This is a genomic window from Lentzea sp. NPDC042327, assembly GCF_040647275.1.
GTDB lineage: Bacteria > Actinomycetota > Actinomycetes > Mycobacteriales > Pseudonocardiaceae > Lentzea.
Genome location: NZ_JBEZBX010000004.1, coordinates 303,555 through 320,019, shown reverse-complemented (window position 1 = coordinate 320,019; position 16,465 = coordinate 303,555). Strand labels below are relative to the sequence as shown.

Genomic DNA, 16,465 nt, shown 5'->3' with positions numbered 1-16,465 from the left:
GGTTATAGTTCTGGAGTGGTTTGGCGCTATGGTGTAGGAGTTCCAGGCGGTTCGGATCACCAAGAACGTGTTCCGGGAGGGTTGCGTGGAGGTCACCGCTGACGTGGTCGTCGCCGGCTTCGGCGCCGCCGGTGCGTGCGCCGCGCTCGAAGCCGCGGCCTCCGGTGCGTCCGTGGTGGTGCTGGACCGGTTCGCCGGCGGTGGCGCGACGGCGTTGTCCGGCGGGGTCGTCTACGCCGGTGGTGGCACGCGCCAGCAGGTCGAGGCCGGGGTCGCCGACACGCCCGAGTCGATGCACGCCTACCTCAGGCACGAGGTCCGCGACGCGGTGTCGGACGAGACACTGCGCCGGTTCTGCCGGGACAGCGCGAAGATGCTGGCCTGGCTGGAGGACCAGGGCGTGCCGTTCGGCGCGCGGCTGTGCCCGTTCAAGACCTCCTACCCGACCGACGACTACCACCTCTACTTCTCCGGCAGCGAGACCGCCTGGCCCGACCCGGTGCCGCGCGGGCACCGGACCAGGGCGAAGGGCACGTCCGGGAGCGTCTTCTTCGCCCGGCTCGCCGAGGCCACCCGGCGAGCGGGGGTGCGGGTCATGACCCAGACGCGGGCCGTGGAGCTCGTCGTGGCCGACCGGGTGACCGGCGTGCGGTGCCGGACGCTGACCGGCCTGCCCCGAGCGCTGCACCGGGCGTTGTCGAGGGCCGCGGCCAAGCCGTGGCTCTACCTCCCACCGCTCGGGCGCGCACTGCACCGGGTCGCGGCGGCCGTGGAACGCCGGTTCGGCCGTGAGCTGACGGTGCACGCCCGGCGCGGCGTCGTCATCGCCGCCGGCGGGTTCATCGCGAACCGGGCGATGCTGCGCGACCACGCACCGGCCCACCGCGGCGGTCTCGCCCTGGGCACCCCCGGTGACGACGGCAGCGGCATCCGGCTCGGCACCGCCGCCGGTGGCACGACCGACCGGCTGGACAAGATCTCGGTGTGGCGGTTCGTCACGCCGCCCAGCGCGTTGCAACGCGGCATCCTCGTCGACATCGACGGTCAACCGTTCGGCGACGCCACCCGCTACGGCGCGGCGATCGGCGACGAGATCATCCGGCGCGACGGCAAGGCGTGGCTGCTCGTCGACGATGACACGCTGAGCGTCGCCAAGGCCCAGGTCAGCACGCAGACCGCGCGCTTCCAGCGCTTCCAGGCCCGCTACCTGCTCTCCCGCGGCCTCGTCACCGCGCCGACGATCGAGGCCGCCGCCGAGAAGGCGGGCATCAGGGCACCGCAGGTCGAACCGTTCGGGCGGCCACCGTACTCGCTGATCGACGTCTCGGTGCGGTTCGACTCCTTCCGGCGCGGCTTCGGTTACCCCTGCCCGATGCTCACCCTCGGCGGCCTGGTCGTCGACGAGCAGACCGGTGCGGTGCGGGGGGTGCGCGGCCTGTACGCGGCGGGCCGATCCGCGGTCGGGGTGTGCTCGGAGTCGTACGTCAGCGGCCTCGCGCTCGCCGACTGCGTCTTCTCCGGCCGGCGCGCCGGCCACCACGTGGCGAAGGAGGACCGGTGCTGACGATGGAGAAGAGGGCGGCGGCCGCACAGCTGCTGCGCACCGCCGAACGCGAGCGCGTGCCGATCACACCGCTGGTGGAGCTGTACCCGGACATCGACGTGGTCGACGCCTACGAGATCCAGCTGCTCAACGTGCGGCACCGCAACCGCGACGTCATCGGCCACAAGGTCGGCCTGTCGTCGCCGGCGATGCAGCAGATGATGGGCGTGGACGAACCCGACTACGGGCACCTGCTCGACGACATGCAGCTGCACGGCACCGCGGACGCCTCGGCGTACCTGTACCCGCGGGTCGAGGTGGAGATCGCGTTCCTGCTCGGCCACGACCTGCCCGGCGAGGGCTGCACGGTCGCGGACGTGCTCGCCGCCACCGAGTTCGTGGCACCCGCGATCGAGCTGATCGACAGCCGCATCGCCGACTGGCGGATCACGCTCCCCGACACCATCGCCGACAACGCCTCCTCCGCGGCGTTCGTGCTGGGCGACGAACGCGTGCGGCCGTCCGATGTGGACATCCGCGGCGTCGAGGCGACCCTGGCGCGCAACGGGGAGCCGGTTGCTCAAGGCCGTGGTGACGCGGTGCTGGGTGATCCGGCGATCGCGGTGGCGTGGCTCGCGCAGAAAGTGGCCACGTTCGGTGTGCGGCTGCTGGCCGGCGACATCGTGCTGCCCGGCTCGTGCACGCGGGCGTTCGACGCGAAACCGGGGGACGAGTTCCGCGCCGAGTTCGCCGGACTCGGTTCTGCCGACCTGAAGTTCGAGTGAGGTGAACGGGTGAAGGCGGCCATCGTCGGGTCCGGCAACATCGGCACCGACCTGCTCTACAAGCTCCTGCGCTCACCGGCGCTGGAACCCCGCTGGATGGTGGGCGTCGACCCGTCCAGCGAGGGCCTGCGGCGAGCGCGCGAGGCGGGTCTGGAGGCCACGGCCGAGGGCGTGGACTGGTTGCTGCGCCAGGACGAGCTGCCCGACGTCGTGTTCGAGGCGACCTCGGCCGCGGTGCACCGGGCCAACGCCCCGCGCTACGCCGAGGCCGGCATCCGGGCCGTCGACCTGACCCCCGCCGCGGTCGGCCCGTACGTGGTGCCGCCGGTCAACCTGCGCGAACACCTCGGCGCACCGAACGTCAACCTGATCACCTGCGGCGGCCAGGCCACGATCCCGGTGGTGCACGCCGTGTCGCGGGTCGTGCCGGTCGAGTACGCGGAGATCGTCGCCAGCGTCGCGTCGGTGTCGGCCGGACCGGGCACACGCGCGAACATCGACGAGTTCACCCGCACCACCAGCCGCGGCATCGAGACGATCGGCGGCGCCGGCCGCGGCAAGGCGATCATCGTGCTCAACCCGGCCGACCCGCCGATGATCATGCGCGACACCGTCTTCTGCGCGATCCCCGAGGACGCCGACCCGGACCCGATCACCGACTCGATCACCCGGATGGAGACCGACCTCCGCGCGTACGTCCCGGGGTTCCGGCTGCTGCGCGAGCCGCAGTACGACCCCGGCCGCGTCGCGATCTTCGTCGAGGTCGCGGGAGCGGGCGACTTCCTGCCGCCCTACGCGGGGAACCTCGACATCATGACGGCCGCCGCGACCAAGGTGGGGGAGGAGATCGCCGATGCAGTTGCGGCTGACCGACACGTCTCTGCGTGACGGCTCGCACCACAAGCGCCACCGGTTCACCGTCGACGACGTGCGCTCGATCGTCGGCGCGCTCGACGACGCCGGGGTGCCGGTCATCGAGGTCACCCACGGCGACGGGCTGGGCGGGTCGTCGTTCACCTACGGCTTCAGCCGCACACCGGAGCAGGAGCTGATCAAGACCGCGGTGGCCACGGCCCGGCAGGCCAGGATCGCCGTGCTGATGCTGCCGGGCGTCGGCGTCAAGGACGACATCCTGGTGTCGCAGGACAACGGCGCGTCGATCGTGCGGATCGCCACCCACTGCACCGAGGCCGACGTCTCGGTGCAGCACTTCCAGCTCGCCCGCGAACGCGGGCTGGAGACCGTCGGGTTCCTGATGATGGCGCACTCGCGGCCACCGGAGGCGTTGGCACGTCAAGCGAGGATCATGGCCGACGCCGGGTGCCAGTGCGTCTACGTGGTCGACTCGGCCGGCGCGCTGGTGCTGGAACAGGTGTCCGACCGGGTGGCCGCGCTGGTGGCGGAGCTGGGGGACGACGCGCAGGTCGGGTTCCACGGGCACGAGAACCTCGGGCTGAGCGTCGCGAACTCGGTCGCCGCGGCACGGGCGGGCGCGAAGCAGATCGACGGCAGCGTGCGCGGGTTCGGCGCGGGAGCGGGCAACACGCCGCTGGAGGCGTTCGTCGGCGTCTGCGACAAGCTCGGGTTCACCACCGGCGTCGACTTCTTCAAGATCGTCGACGCGGCCGAGGACGTCGTGCGGCCGGTGATGCCCGAGGAGTGCCTGCTCGACCGGATGGCGCTGATGATGGGCTACGCGGGCGTCTACTCCAGCTTCCTCAAGCACGCCTACACCCAGGCGGAGCGCTACGGCGTGTCCGGCGCGGAGCTGCTCGTGCGCGCCGGTCGGCGCAAGCTCGTGGGTGGCCAGGAGGACCAGCTGATCGACATCGCACTGGAGCTGAGCAGGGAGGAGGTCCGATGAGCGAGGAGATCCTCGGCAAGGTGCGGGAGCTGCTGCCCGCGCTGCGCGAGCGCGCGGCGGAGGCCGAACAGCTGCGCAGGGTGCCGCCGGAGTCGGTGAAGGCGTTGCAGGAGACCGGGTTCTTCCGGATGCTGCAACCCGTGCGCTGCGGCGGGTTCGAGACGCACCCGGTCGCGTTCTACACCGCGGTCAAGATGATCGCGAGCGCCTGCGGGTCCACGGGCTGGGTCTCGTCCGTGCTGGGAGTGCACCCGTGGCACGTCGGGCTGTTCGACGTGAAGGCGCAGGACGAGGTGTTCGGCGAGGACCAGGACACCCGCATCTCCTCCTCCTACGCACCGACCGGCAGGGCGACCGCCGTGGAGGGCGGGTTCCGGTTCAGCGGCAGGTGGAGCTTCTCCTCGGGCTGCGACCACGCCACGTGGGTGCTGCTCGGCGGACTGGTGATGAACGACGAGGGCAAGCCCGTCGACTTCCGCACGTTCCTGCTGCCGATCGCCGACTACACGATCAACGACGTGTGGGACACGGTCGGCCTGCGCGGCACGGGCAGCAACGACATCGTGGTGTCCGACGTGTTCGTGCCCGAGCACCGCACGCTGAGCATGGCGCACACCGCGCGGTGCCAGTGCCCCGGCCAGGAGGTGAACCCCGGACCGTTGTTCCGCATGCCGTACGGGACGATCCACCCGTACGCGATCACCGCGCCGATGATCGGCATGGCGGCCGGCGCGTACGAGCTGCACGTCAACGCCACGCGCGAGCGCGTCCGTGCCGCCTACCTGGGCGAGAAGGCCGTCGACGACCCGTTCGCGCAGGTCCGGATCGCCACGGCGGCCAACGACATCGACACCGCGTGGTGGCAGCTCGAGAAGGACGTCGACGACGAGTGGGAGCACGCCGTCGCCGGCACGAGGATTCCGGTCGAGCTGCGCCTGCGGGCGCGCAGGGACCAGGTGCTGGGCAGCGCGCGGGCCCTCTCCGCGATCGACCGGCTCTTCGAGAGCGCGGGCGGCAAGGCGATCAACGCGAACCTGCCGTTGCCCCGGTTCTGGCGTGACGCCCACGCCGCACGGGTGCACGCGGCCAACGACCCGGAACGCTCGCTGGTGATGTTCGGCAAGAACGAGCTCGGCATCCCAGTCCGCGACGGCCTGTTCTGACCGCAACGGGAAGCTGCAGAGGAGAGACATGGTTCGGTTGCACTACCACGAGGCCGGCGCCGACCACGCCGAGACGCTGGTGCTGCTGCACGGCGGCGGGCCGGGTGCGTCGGCGCTGAGCAACTTCGGCCGCACCATCCCGGTGCTCGCCAAGTCGTTCCGGGTGCTGGCGGTGGACCAGCCGGGGTTCGGTGAGTCGGAGAAGCCGACCGAGCACGGCCAGTACTTCACCCACGCCGCCGAGGCGCTGCGCGGGCTGCTCGACGACCTCGGGGTGGAGAAGGCACACCTCCTCGGCAACTCACTCGGCGGCGGCACGGCCGTGCGGTTCGCACTGGACCACCCGCAACGCGCCGGACGGCTGGTCCTGATGGGACCGGGTGGCCTGTCGCTCAACGTCTTCGCACCCGACCCGACCGAGGGCGTGCGCAAGCTCAGCGCGTTCGCCAAGGACCCGACGCGGGAGCGGATCGAGGAGTTCCTGCGGATCATGGTGTTCGACCAGTCGCTGATCACCGACGAGCTGATCGACGAACGGTTCGCCGCCGCGTCCCGGCCGGAGTCGCTGAAAGCCATGGTCGCGATGGGGAAGTCGTTCTCCGGACCGGACTTCGAGCAGGGCATGCTCTGGCGCGAGGCCCACAGGCTGCGCCAACGGGTGCTGCTCGTGTGGGGCCGCGAGGACCGGGTCAACCCGCTCGACGGCGCCCTTGTCGCGTTGAAGCTGATCCCACGCGCACAGCTGCACGTGTTCGGCGGCTGCGGGCACTGGGCGCAGCTGGAGAAGTTCGACGAGTTCAACCGGCTCGCGGCAGACTTCCTCTTGGAGACGTGATGGGCATCCGATCGCTGGGCTACCTGCGGATCGAGGCCACCGACATCGGCCGGTGGCGCGAGTTCGGGCTGAAGGTGCTCGGGCTCGTGGAGGGCAAGGGCTCGACCGAGGGCGCGCTGTACTTCCGGATGGACGACTTCCCGGCCCGGCTGGTGATCGTGCCCGGTGCGGCCGACCGGCTGCTCGCCTCCGGCTGGGAGGTCGCGACCGAGGCCGAGCTGGACGAGGTCGCGAAACGCCTGGCGTCCGCGGGCGTCGCGGTCGCCGAGGGCACGGCCGAGGAGCTCGCCGAACGCCGGGTCACCGGGATGGTCAAGTTCGAGGACCCGTCCGGCAACACGCTGGAGGTGTTCCACGGCGCCGCCCTGGAGCACCGGCGGGTGGTGTCCCCGTACGGGCACCGGTTCGTCACCGAGGACCAGGGCCTCGGCCACGTCGTGCTGTCCACCTCGGACGACGAGGCCGCGCTGCACTTCTACCGCGACGTGCTCGGGTTCCGGCTGCGCGACTCGATGCGGCTGCCCCCGCAGTTCGTCGGCAGGCCCGCCGACGGGCCACCGGCGTGGCTGCGGTTCTTCGGCTGCAACCCGCGCCACCACAGCCTCGCGTTCCTGCCGATGCCCACCCCGTCCGGGATCGTGCACCTGATGATCGAGGTGGAGAGCACCGACGACGTCGGGCTGACGCTGGACCGGGCGTTGCGGCGCAAGGTGCCGATGTCGGCGACGCTCGGCCGGCACGTCAACGACCTGATGCTGTCGTTCTACCTGAAGACACCCGGCGGGTTCGACGTCGAGTTCGGCTGCGAGGGACGGCAGGTGTCCGATGAGGACTGGATCGCGCGAGAGAGCACGGCGGTGAGCCTGTGGGGTCACGACTTCAGCGTGGGGCACCGGGGATAGCGCGCTTCCGGTCGGTCCTGGGGCACTTCTGCACCGGCGTGACCGTGGTGACGGGCATGTCCGCGACCGGCCCGGTGGGGTTCGCCTGCCAGTCGTTCGCGGCGTTGTCACTGGACCCGCCGCTCGTGCTGTTCTGCCCGCAGCGCACGTCGGGCAGCTGGGCGGCGATGTCCCCGGCCGGGGCGTTCTGCGTGAACGTGCTCGCCGAGGACCAGCGGGAGCTGTCGGCGGTGTTCGGCCGGGCAGGGGCGGACAAGTTCGCCGGCGTCGCGTGGTCCCCGTCGGGCACCGGTGCTCCGGTGCTCGGCGGGGCGCTCACGTGGGTCGACTGCCGGGTCACGACCGTGCACGAGGCCGGCGACCACTACGTCGTGATCGGCGAGGTCGTCGAGCTCGGACCGCAACGCGACGCACGACCGTTGCTGTTCTACCGCGGCCGGTACGCCGCGCAGGCCGATCTCGACCCGCGCGGCCGGTCCGGCGAGGTGCTCGACACCCTCCTGACCTGGCAGCGCCAGTCAGAGTGGAGCTGACGCCGTGACCCGCCAGGTCGCCGTCGGGAAGCTGACCTCGCCGTCGTGCACGAACTCGTCGAACGCGCCGCGCACCCGGTCGAGAACCCGGTCGCGGTCCCGCTCGGGCACCTCCCGCAGGGCGCGGCTGACCGGGCCCATGTTCGTCAGGTACGGCAGCAGCACCTCCTCGGGCAGCCGGGTGGTGCGGTCGATCGGCGTGACCTCGACGTCCGCCCAGCCGTCGAGGACCTCGCGGACCCGCGCCGGATCGGCGAGCGAGAACGGCCCCGGCCCGTCCAGGTCACGCGCGGGCATGCCGGGCAGGATCTCCCTCGCCACGCGGTCGCCGGTGAGCATGAACGGGTTCTCCTCCTGCGCCCGCCACGTGATGAAGCACAGCTCACCACCCGGTTCGACGGCCGTGCGCAGGTTCGTGAACGCCGCGCCGGGGTCGGCGAAGAACATCACGCCGAACCGCGACACGACCAGGTCGAACCGCTGCTCGAACACGTGCGTCTGCGCGTCGGCCAGCAGGAACTCCGCCTGCCCGTGCTCCCGCGCCGCCGCGACCATCGACTCGGCGATGTCGACCCCGACGCACTCCGCACCGGTGGCCGCGGCGACCGCCCGCGTCACCCCGCCGGTGCCGCACCCGACGTCGAGCACCCTCCTGCGCGGCCGCTCCGCCGCCTTCTCGACCAGCAGTTCCTCGAACGGCCGCATGAGTTGGCCCACGGTGTCCTGCACCCGCGCCCAGCCCTGCCCCGACGTGTTCCACAGCGCCGCCTGCTCGGCGTTGACCTCTGCCATGCTCCTACCGTCCTACTTCAAGTCGACTTGAGGTCAAGTGTCGTGGACGAGATCGCCATCGGCGAGGTGGTGCGCCGCTCCGGCGTGCCCGCCTCCACCCTGCGCTACTACGAGGAGCGCGGCCTGATCGCCTCGACCGGCCGTCGCGGCCTGACCCGCGTGTTCCCGGCGTCGGTGCTCGGGCAGCTCGCGCTGATCGCCGTGTGCCGCAACGTCGGGTTCTCGCTCGACGAGATCGCCCGGATGCTGGCCCGCGACGTGTCGAACCTCGACCGGGCGATGCTGTCGGGCAAGGCCGACGAGCTGGACGCGATGATCACCCGGATGACGGTGATGCGCGACCGGCTCCGCCACGCCGCCGCCTGCCCCGCTCCCAGCCACGCGGAGTGCCCCGCGTTCCAGCGGATGCTGCGCGAAGCCGGCCCAGGCGCGTGAGGTGCTGTTGCGGGCTGCCGAACAGCTGCGCGCTGCCGTGCGCCCGCTTGAAGTACAGGTGCGCGTCGTGCTCCCAGGTGATCGCGATGCCGCCGTGCAGCTGGATCATCTCGGCGGCGACCTTCTGGAACGCCTCCGAGCAGTAGACCTTCGCGACCGCGGCCGAGACCTCGTCGGACGCCGCCTCCGCCGCCGACCGGGCGGTCTCGACGAGGACGTGCAGGTCGGCCATCCGGTGCTTGAGCGCCTGGAACGAGCCGATCGGCTTGCCGAACTGGACGCGGGTCCTGGTGTGCTCGACGGTGAGCTCCAGCGCCCGTTGCGCCGCACCGACCTGCTCCGCGGCCAACGCCGCATACGCGACGTCCTGCACACGCGGGTCCCACGGCCCGAGCCGCGCGCCTTCGGCATCGGCGAGGTGGACGGCCGCGAGCCGCCGGGTCGGGTCCATCGCCGGGGTGTGCCGCCGGGTCACGCGCGGCTGGCAGGGGTCGACCTCGTAGAGCGAAGTGCCGTTGACGACCAGCAGCACCTCTGCGAGGTCACCGTCCACGACGTGGTTCGCCGTCCCGGTCAGGTCGCGGATCTCCGCTTCCCACGGCCACACGAGCGCCGCGACCGCCCCGCCGGCGATGCGCGGCAGCAACCGGGCGCACGCCTTGGCGTTGCCGGTGGCCAGCAGTGCCTGGCTCGCCAGCGTCGAGGACAGCAGCGGCGCCGGGGTCAGCGTGCGCCCGAGCTCCGCCAGCACCACGTGCGTCTCGGCGAGCCCCGCCCCGGCCCCGCCGTACTCCTCGGGCACCGCGAGCCCCGCGACGCCGACCTCCCCGCACAGCTTCGCCCACAACGCCGTGTCGTACCCGGCCGGTTCCTCGATCGCCGCCCGCACGTCGGAGTGCTTGGCCAGCAACGCGCGCACGGAGTCCCGCAACGCGACCTGCTCCGGTGTCACAACGCCTCCAGCACGCGGTTCCGGTGGAACGACAGGCTTCCCCACGCGGTGCGCAGGGCCCGGGTCCGCACCAGGAACCGGCTCAGCTCGTACTCGGCGGTGTAGCCGATCGCGCCGTGCACCTGCAACGCGGTCCGTGCCGCCCGCCAGGCCGCCTCGGAGGTGGCGACCTTGGCGGCCGACACGTCCCGCGGGGCCATCGTGACCGCCGCGCCGAACACCAGCGGCCGGGCCAGCTCCAGTCCGATGAGGACGTCCGCGAGGTGGTGCTTGACCGCCTGGAACGACCCGATCGGCCTGCCGAACTGGACGCGGGTCTTGGCGTGCGCGGTCGTGAGCTCGAGCATCGCACGGCCCAGGCCCAGCAGCTGGGCCGAGCACGCCAGGACGCCGAGGTCGAACGCACGGGCGGCGGGGACGTCGGTGGCGACCACCGGGCCGCCCGTCACCTCGACGAGCGTCCGCGCCGGGTCGACGGACGCATGGGTGGTCACGGGCGTGGCCTCGCGCAGGGTGGTGCCCTCGACCAGGTGGTACCGGTCCGCCTCGGCGGCGTGCGGCACGTGCGGCGGGAACGCCACCGAACCACCGATCCCGAGCGCCGGTCCCACCGCGTACGTCTCCACCACCGGCCCGTCCACCGCGTGGTGCCCCAGCTCCTCGAACACCACCACCAGGTCCACCGGGTCCGAGACGTCCCCGACCCCCACCGCCGCCAGGTCCCGCCGCCCCTGCGCCAGGAACCCGTGCAGCACCGCCCCGAAGTCGGCCTGCTCGGCCGAGAGCGCGAACCTCATCGCGGCAGCCCCAAGATCCGCTCGGCGACCACGTTGCGCTGGACCTCGTTGGTGCCCGCGTAGATCGGGCCCGACAACGAGAACACCCACCCGTCCCGCCAGTCCGGCGCCACCTCGCCGAGCAGGTCCAGCGCCGTCTCGTGGATCGCGACGTCCAGCTCCGACCAGAACACCTTCGTCACGCTCACCTGCGGCCCCGACGGCGGGGCCTCCACCGCGCCGAACGTGCGCAGCCGGTACGCCTGCGCCCCGATCCACGCGTCCACCACCCGGTCGCGCACCGCCGGGTCCGGCCGTTCCCGGTACAGCTGGACCAACCGCGCCGCCGCCGCGACGAACCGCCCCGGACTGCGCAACGTCAGCCCGCGTTCGCTGCTCGCCGTGTTCATCGCGACCCGCCACCCGTCGCCGGGCTCGCCGATCACGTCCTCGTCGGGCACGAACACGTCGTCCAGGAAGACCTCCGCGAACCCCGGCTCACCGCCGAGCTGCCGGATCGGCCGCACGGTGACCCCGGGCGCGCGCAACGAGAACATCAGGTACGTCAGCCCGCGATGACGGCCCTCGGGACCGGTGCGGAACAGGCCGAACGCCCGGTCCGCGAACGCCGCCCGCGAGCTCCACGTCTTCTGCCCGCGCACCGACCAGCCGCCGTCACAACGCACCGCCGTGCTGCGCAACGACGCCAGGTCGCTGCCGGACTCCGGTTCCGACCACGCCTGCGCCCACACCTCGTCCGCGCGGGCCATCGCGGGCAGCAGCCGCTCGCGCTGCTCGTCGGTGCCGAACGCGAACAGCGTCGGCGCCAGCAGGAAGATCCCGTTCTGCGACACCCGGCCCGGCGCGCCCGCGGCGTGGTACTCCTCCTCGAACACCAGCCACTGCAGCAGCGACGCGTCCCGGCCGCCGAGCTCCGCCGGCCACGACACCACCGACAACCGCTCGGCGGCCAGCTCCCGTTCCCACGCCCGGTGCTCCTCGAACCCGGCCGCGGTGTCCATGGAGGACAACGGCCGGACGTGCGAGCGCAACCACGACCGCACCTCGTCGCGGAACTCGGTCGTCGCGTCGTCCAGGTCGAGGTCCATCAGCCCGACGCCTCCTTCATCGACCGCGCGTCCATCCCCGCCAGGGCGTCCGCGCCGACCTCGGCGTTGTGCGCGTGCGCGAAGTGGTGCAGCCCGAACACCGAGTCCATGCCGGCGCGCATCCCCATCAGGTCCTCCGACTGGTTCACCGCCCGTTTCGCGAGCGCCAGGCCGAACTGCGGCATCGCCGAGATCCGCCCGGCCAACGCGAAAGCCGCTTCTTCCAGCTCCGCGCGCGGCACGACCCGTGACACCATGCCCCACTCGTAGGCGCGTGCGGCGGAGAAGCGGTCACCCGTGAACAGCACCTCCTTCGCCGCCCGCGGCCCCAGCACCCACGGGTGCGCGAAGTACTCGACGCCGGGAATTCCCATCCGCACCACCGGGTCGGCGAAGAACGCGTCCTCGGCGGCCACGACCAGGTCGCACACCCACGCCAGCATCAGCCCGCCCGCGACGCACGCCCCCTGCACCATCGCGATCATCGGCTTCGGGATCTCCCGCCACCGCCGGCACATGCCCAGGTAGACCTCCATCTCCCGCGCGTACCTGAGGTCACCGCCGGGACGGCCGACGTGGTCCCACCACATCACCGCGCGTCGCTCGAACGACCGGTCCACGTCCCGGCCGGGCGAGCCGATGTCGTGGCCCGCGGAGAAGTGGTCACCGGCACCGGCCAGCACGATGACCTTGACCTCGGCGTCGTCCACCGCGCGCGCGAAGGCCTCGTCCAACGCGTAGGTCATCGCCGAGTTCTGCGCGTTGCGGTACTCCGGCCGGTTCATGGTCACGACGGCGACCGCGCCCCGCCGCTCGTACGAGACAGTCACGCGTTCTCCTTGCGCAGTAGGCTCTTCAGGACCTTGCCGCCGGCGTTGCGGGGGAGTGCGGGCACGAACTCGACCGCACGCGGCACCTTGTAGTTCGCGAGCAGCGACCGGCAGTGCTCGACCACCGCCGGCTCGGTGAGCGACCGGCCGGGTGCGGTCACCACGAACGCCTTCCCGACCTCGCCGAGCCGCCCGTCGGGCATGCCCACGACCGCCGACTCGGCCACCCCCGGCAACCGGGCCAGCGCCTGCTCGACCTCGGCCGGGTAGACGTTGAACCCGCCGCAGATGTACATGTCCTTCAGCCGGTCCGTGATCGACAGGTACCCGCGCGAGTCGACGCGCCCCACGTCGCCGGTGTGCAGCCAGCCGCCGGCGTCGACCGCCAGCGCCGTCGCCTCCTCGTCGTCCAGGTACCCGAGCATCACGTTCGGCCCGCGCAGCAGCACCTCGTCCCGCTCGCCCAGCCGCAGTTCGAACCCGGCCACCGGCGCCCCGCACGTGGTCGCCACGGTCTGCGGCGAGTCGTCCGGCCGGCACATCGTCGCCACCACGGCCTCGGTCAGCCCGTAGGCCGTCAGCACGGTCTCGAACAGCTCCCGCATCCGTTCGACCAGCACCACGGGTACCACCGCGGCCCCGGTCACGGCGAGCCGCAGCGACGACAGGTCGAACGACGACCGCTCGGGGTGGTCGAGCACCGACTGGAAGATCGTCGGCGCCCCCGGCAGCACGGTGATCCGCTCCCGTTCGACCAGCCGCATCGTCTCGACGACGTCGAACACCGGCTGCGGCACGATCGTCGCACCCGTCAGCAGGCAGGCGAGGATTCCGGCTTTGTACCCGAAGGTGTGGAAGAAGGGGTTGACGACCAGGTACCGGTCACCCGCCGACAACGCCCCGCAGTCCGCCCACGCCTGCGCCACCCCGAGCGACTGCCGGTGCGCGCTCATCGCGCCCTTGCTGCGCCCGGTCGTGCCCGACGTGAACATGATGTCGCAGACCTGGTCGGGCTCGATCGCAGGCAGCTCCACCGCAGCGCCCGGCCACTCGAACGGCAGCCGCACCACCACCTCCGGCAGCCGTGACCCCTCCAGCTCGGCCAGCCGGTCCCGCCCCAGGAACGACCCCTCGACGACGAACGCGCGCACCTTGCCGCGCACCAGCACGTCCAGCGTTTCGGCAGCGGTGAACCGGGTGTTGATCGGCACCAGCGCCGCGCCCGCGCACAACGCCCCCAGCGCCGCCACGACCCAGTGGTGGCTGTTCGGCGCGCACAACGCCACCCGGTCGCCCGGCCGCACACCCATCCCCGCGAGCGAGCGCGCTGCGACGTCAACCGCCGAACGAAGCTCGGTGAAGGTGAGCCGGACTTCCCCGTCCACCAACGCTTCCGCTTCACCGTGCAGTGCCGCCGCCCGGTCGAGCACCGCTGAAACCGTGTGCCTGCTTGGATCGATCGCCATCGCGCCTCCAAAGCAAGTGCTTGGTAGGTTAGAGTATGGCGCATGGAGCACTTCCGGCGCGAGGTGCGGGAATGGTTGTCCGCCAACCTCGTCGGCGAGTTCGCCGACCTGCGCGGCCTGGGCGGGCCGGGTCGTGAGCACGAGGCGTTCGAGCAGCGGTTGAGGTGGGACCGGCACCTGGCGGCCCACGGGTGGACGGCGCTCAGCTGGCCCGGCGAGCGCACGATCGATGAACAGGTCGTGTTCCACGAGGAGTACGCGAGGGCGAACGCGCCGGCGCGGGTGAACGTCGTCGGCGAGGGCCTGCTGGGTCCGACGCTGTGCGCGTTCGGCACGCCGGAGCAGCAGCGGCGGTTCCTGCCGAAGATCCGCGCGGTGGAGGAGCTGTGGTGCCAGGGCTACTCCGAACCCGGCGCCGGCTCCGACCTCGCGTCGGTCAGCACGCGGGCCGAGCTCGTGAACGGCCGGTGGGTGGTCACCGGCCAGAAGGTCTGGACCTCGCTCGCGCACGTCGCCGACTGGTGCTTCGTGCTCGCGCGGACCGAACCGGGCTCGCGGCGCCACCACGGCCTGTCGTACCTGCTCGTGCCGATGGACCAGCCCGGCGTAGAGGTCCGCCCGATCCGCCAGCTCACCGGCACCTCGGAGTTCAACGAGGTGTTCTTCAACGGCGCCGTGACCGCCGGGGAGAACGTCGTCGGTGAACCCGGTGAGGGCTGGAAGATCGCGATGGCGACCCTCGGGTTCGAACGCGGTGTCGCGATGCTCGGCCACCAGGTCGCGTTCCGGCGCGAGCTGGACGAGCTGATCGCGCAGGCACCCGGTGAGCCGGTGCTGCAGGACCGGCTCACCAGGGCGTGGGTCGACCTGCACGTCATGCGCTCGCACACGCTGCGGACCCTCGGCGACGAACCCGGCCCCGAGGCGTCGGTGCTGAAGCTGTTCTGGTCCGGCTGGCACAGGAGGCTCGGAGAGCTCGCCATGGACGTCCTCGGCCCGGCCTCGATGCTCGACGGCAACCCGCACCAGGCGCTGTTCCTGTTCAGCCGCGCGGAGACGATCTACGGCGGCTCCGACGAGGTCCAGCGCGAGATCATCGCCCACCGCGTGCTGGGACTGCCCCGGTGAAGGGCCACGACCTGCTCGTGGGCAAGGTCGTCGTGGTCACCGCGGCGGCGGGCACGGGCATCGGCTCGGCCACCGCGCGCCGGTGCCTGGAAGAGGGCGCGACCGTCGTGATCAGCGACTGGCACGAGCGCCGGCTCAGGGAAACCCACGAGTCGCTCGGCGCCCACCACGCGGTCCCGTGCGACGTCACGAACGAGGACCAGGTGCGGGCGCTGGTCGACCAGACCGTCGAGCGGTTCGGCCGGATCGACGTCATGGTCAACAACGCCGGCCTCGGCGGCGAGAGGTCGGTCGTGGACATGACCGACGACGAGTGGTCGCGCGTGCTGGACGTGACGCTGAACGGCACCTTCCGCTGCACGAGGGCGGCGTTGCGCCGAATGGTCGCCCAACGAAGCGGTGTCGTCGTCAACAACGCGAGTGTGATCGGCTGGCGGGCGCAGAGGGGTCAAGCCCATTACGCCGCAGCGAAAGCGGGTGTGATGGCGTTGACGCGGTGCGCCGCGATGGACGTGGCCGAGCACGGCATCCGGGTGAACGCGGTCGCTCCGAGCTTGGCCGCGCACCCGTTCCTGAGCAAGGTCACCAGTGAGGAGTTGCTGACGGAGCTCGCGTCCAGGGAGGCGTTCGGGCGCGCCGCCGAGCCGTGGGAGGTCGCGAATGTGATCGTGTTCCTCGCGAGCGACTACTCGGCCTACCTGACGGGCGAGGTCGTCTCGGTGAGCAGTCAGCACCCGTGAGAGAGGAACGAACGATGAGTGGGCGGCGCCAGGAGCTGCTCGCGTTGGCGGCGAGGATGTTCGCCGAACGCGGGTACGGGCAGACGACGGTGCGCGACATCGCGGACGCGGCGGGCATCCTGTCCGGCAGTCTCTACCACCACTTCGACTCGAAGGAGTCGATGGTGGACGAGATCCTGCGGTCGTTCCTCGACGAGCTGTTCACCCGCTACCGCGAGGTCGTCGACGCGGGCCTCGGGCCGAAGCAGACGCTGAAGGCGCTGGTCGTGGCGTCGTTCGAGGCGATCGACACCCGGCACGCCGAGGTCGCGATCTACCAGAACGAGTCGAAGCACCTGGCCGGCCTGGAGCGGTTCTCGTACGTGGACGACCGCAGCGTCGAGTTCCGCAAGCTGTGGACCGTGCTGCTGGAGGACGGCATCCGGGCCGGGGTGTTCCGCGCCGACCTCGACGTGGACCTGGCCTACCGCTTCATCCGCGACACGGTGTGGGTGGCCGTGCGCTGGTACCGGCCCGACGGCGAGCTGTCCGCGGAGACCGTCGCCGAGGAGTACCTGGCGATCTTGCTCGACGGAATTGCAACAGGGCGCCGGAGGGCGAAGACGTAGAGGA

General features: G+C 71.7%; 17 protein-coding genes and 1 pseudogene. 12 read left to right on the top strand and 6 right to left on the bottom strand.

The window, feature by feature from the left end:
* Nucleotides 1–85: 85 nt before the first annotated feature.
* From AB0A63_RS12385 to hsaB, 8 genes and pseudogenes are all read left to right on the top strand, one after another.
* Nucleotides 86–1,564 (top strand): FAD-binding protein, encoded by a 1,479-nt coding sequence (locus tag AB0A63_RS12385; RefSeq protein ID WP_360389107.1) that lies wholly within the window; start codon nt 86–88, stop codon nt 1,562–1,564.
* A 2-nt stretch (nt 1,565–1,566) separates the two neighbouring features.
* Entirely contained in the window at nt 1,567–2,328 is a 762-nt protein-coding gene (locus AB0A63_RS12380) for a 2-keto-4-pentenoate hydratase (RefSeq protein ID WP_360389851.1), read from the top strand.
* Between the two features lie 9 nt (nt 2,329–2,337).
* Nucleotides 2,338–3,216: an acetaldehyde dehydrogenase (acetylating) gene (locus AB0A63_RS12375; protein WP_360389105.1), complete on the top strand. Its 879-nt coding sequence runs from the start codon at nt 2,338–2,340 to the stop codon at nt 3,214–3,216.
* Complete coding sequence (dmpG, locus tag AB0A63_RS12370) at nt 3,182–4,192, top strand: 4-hydroxy-2-oxovalerate aldolase (protein ID WP_360389102.1); 1,011 nt, start codon at nt 3,182–3,184, stop codon at nt 4,190–4,192. The genes AB0A63_RS12375 and dmpG overlap by 35 nt, the downstream gene beginning before the upstream one ends.
* Nucleotides 4,189–5,355 (top strand): 3-hydroxy-9,10-secoandrosta-1,3,5(10)-triene-9,17-dione monooxygenase oxygenase subunit, encoded by a 1,167-nt coding sequence (hsaA, locus tag AB0A63_RS12365; protein WP_360389099.1) that lies wholly within the window; start codon nt 4,189–4,191, stop codon nt 5,353–5,355. Before dmpG ends, hsaA begins: the two co-directional genes overlap by 4 nt.
* A gap of 7 nt (nt 5,356–5,362) precedes the next feature.
* A pseudogene (hsaD, locus tag AB0A63_RS12360) lies at nt 5,363–6,190 on the top strand (4,5:9,10-diseco-3-hydroxy-5,9,17-trioxoandrosta-1(10),2-diene-4-oate hydrolase); the annotation flags it as partial.
* Entirely contained in the window at nt 6,190–7,092 is a 903-nt protein-coding gene (gene hsaC, locus AB0A63_RS12355; RefSeq protein WP_360389096.1) for an iron-dependent extradiol dioxygenase HsaC, read from the top strand. The pseudogene hsaD and the gene hsaC, both read left to right, overlap by 1 nt.
* Complete coding sequence (hsaB, locus tag AB0A63_RS12350) at nt 7,056–7,625, top strand: 3-hydroxy-9,10-secoandrosta-1,3,5(10)-triene-9,17-dione monooxygenase reductase subunit (RefSeq protein WP_360389093.1); 570 nt, start codon at nt 7,056–7,058, stop codon at nt 7,623–7,625. The genes hsaC and hsaB overlap by 37 nt, the downstream gene beginning before the upstream one ends.
* Here hsaB and AB0A63_RS12345 read toward each other — a convergent pair.
* Complete coding sequence (locus AB0A63_RS12345) at nt 7,611–8,417, bottom strand: methyltransferase domain-containing protein (RefSeq protein WP_360389090.1); 807 nt, start codon at nt 8,415–8,417, stop codon at nt 7,611–7,613. The genes hsaB and AB0A63_RS12345 overlap by 15 nt on opposite strands.
* A gap of 42 nt (nt 8,418–8,459) precedes the next feature.
* Between AB0A63_RS12345 and AB0A63_RS12340 the strand changes: the two genes are divergently transcribed.
* A complete protein-coding gene (locus tag AB0A63_RS12340; RefSeq protein WP_360389086.1) occupies nt 8,460–8,852 on the top strand; it encodes a helix-turn-helix domain-containing protein in 393 nt (130 codons plus the stop codon).
* Here AB0A63_RS12340 and AB0A63_RS12335 read toward each other — a convergent pair.
* From AB0A63_RS12335 to AB0A63_RS12315, 5 genes are read right to left on the bottom strand one after another with little or no spacing between them, the layout of a single operon-like run.
* A complete protein-coding gene (locus AB0A63_RS12335; protein ID WP_360389084.1) occupies nt 8,734–9,804 on the bottom strand; it encodes an acyl-CoA dehydrogenase family protein in 1,071 nt (356 codons plus the stop codon). The genes AB0A63_RS12340 and AB0A63_RS12335 overlap by 119 nt on opposite strands.
* On the bottom strand, nt 9,801–10,601 hold the full coding sequence (locus AB0A63_RS12330; RefSeq protein WP_360389081.1) for an acyl-CoA dehydrogenase family protein: 801 nt from the start codon (nt 10,599–10,601) through the stop codon (nt 9,801–9,803). Before AB0A63_RS12330 ends, AB0A63_RS12335 begins: the two co-directional genes overlap by 4 nt.
* Nucleotides 10,598–11,689 carry an acyl-CoA dehydrogenase family protein gene (locus tag AB0A63_RS12325; RefSeq protein WP_360389078.1) on the bottom strand — a complete coding sequence of 364 codons (1,092 nt, stop codon included), beginning with the start codon at nt 11,687–11,689 and terminating at the stop codon, nt 10,598–10,600. Before AB0A63_RS12325 ends, AB0A63_RS12330 begins: the two co-directional genes overlap by 4 nt.
* Nucleotides 11,689–12,519: an enoyl-CoA hydratase gene (locus AB0A63_RS12320; protein WP_360389075.1), complete on the bottom strand. Its 831-nt coding sequence runs from the start codon at nt 12,517–12,519 to the stop codon at nt 11,689–11,691. The genes AB0A63_RS12325 and AB0A63_RS12320 overlap by 1 nt, the downstream gene beginning before the upstream one ends.
* Nucleotides 12,516–13,985: a FadD3 family acyl-CoA ligase gene (locus tag AB0A63_RS12315; protein WP_360389073.1), complete on the bottom strand. Its 1,470-nt coding sequence runs from the start codon at nt 13,983–13,985 to the stop codon at nt 12,516–12,518. The genes AB0A63_RS12320 and AB0A63_RS12315 overlap by 4 nt, the downstream gene beginning before the upstream one ends.
* A gap of 42 nt (nt 13,986–14,027) precedes the next feature.
* Here AB0A63_RS12315 and AB0A63_RS12310 point away from each other — a divergent pair, with 42 nt between their 5' ends.
* The 3 genes from AB0A63_RS12310 to AB0A63_RS12300 are packed head-to-tail and all read left to right on the top strand — an operon-like array spanning nt 14,028 to nt 16,461.
* Complete coding sequence (locus AB0A63_RS12310; protein WP_360389070.1) at nt 14,028–15,113, top strand: acyl-CoA dehydrogenase family protein; 1,086 nt, start codon at nt 14,028–14,030, stop codon at nt 15,111–15,113.
* Entirely contained in the window at nt 15,110–15,853 is a 744-nt protein-coding gene (locus AB0A63_RS12305) for an SDR family oxidoreductase (RefSeq protein ID WP_360389067.1), read from the top strand. The genes AB0A63_RS12310 and AB0A63_RS12305 overlap by 4 nt, the downstream gene beginning before the upstream one ends.
* Nucleotides 15,854–15,867: 14 nt before the next feature.
* Nucleotides 15,868–16,461 (top strand): TetR/AcrR family transcriptional regulator, encoded by a 594-nt coding sequence (locus tag AB0A63_RS12300; protein WP_360389064.1) that lies wholly within the window; start codon nt 15,868–15,870, stop codon nt 16,459–16,461.
* The last annotated feature ends 4 nt before the right edge of the window (nt 16,462–16,465 follow it).

Coding starts and splice junctions, on each gene's coding strand:
- AB0A63_RS12380 (WP_360389851.1), top strand. CDS start 1,567: ATGGAGAAGAGGGCGGCGGCCGCACAGCTGCTGCGCACCGCCGAACGC.
- dmpG (WP_360389102.1), top strand. CDS start 3,182: ATGCAGTTGCGGCTGACCGACACGTCTCTGCGTGACGGCTCGCACCAC.
- hsaA (WP_360389099.1), top strand. CDS start 4,189: ATGAGCGAGGAGATCCTCGGCAAGGTGCGGGAGCTGCTGCCCGCGCTG.
- hsaC (WP_360389096.1), top strand. CDS start 6,190: ATGGGCATCCGATCGCTGGGCTACCTGCGGATCGAGGCCACCGACATC.
- AB0A63_RS12345 (WP_360389090.1), bottom strand. CDS start 8,417: ATGGCAGAGGTCAACGCCGAGCAGGCGGCGCTGTGGAACACGTCGGGG.
- AB0A63_RS12330 (WP_360389081.1), bottom strand. CDS start 10,601: ATGAGGTTCGCGCTCTCGGCCGAGCAGGCCGACTTCGGGGCGGTGCTG.
- AB0A63_RS12325 (WP_360389078.1), bottom strand. CDS start 11,689: ATGGACCTCGACCTGGACGACGCGACGACCGAGTTCCGCGACGAGGTG.
- AB0A63_RS12315 (WP_360389073.1), bottom strand. CDS start 13,985: ATGGCGATCGATCCAAGCAGGCACACGGTTTCAGCGGTGCTCGACCGG.
- AB0A63_RS12310 (WP_360389070.1), top strand. CDS start 14,028: ATGGAGCACTTCCGGCGCGAGGTGCGGGAATGGTTGTCCGCCAACCTC.
- AB0A63_RS12300 (WP_360389064.1), top strand. CDS start 15,868: ATGAGTGGGCGGCGCCAGGAGCTGCTCGCGTTGGCGGCGAGGATGTTC.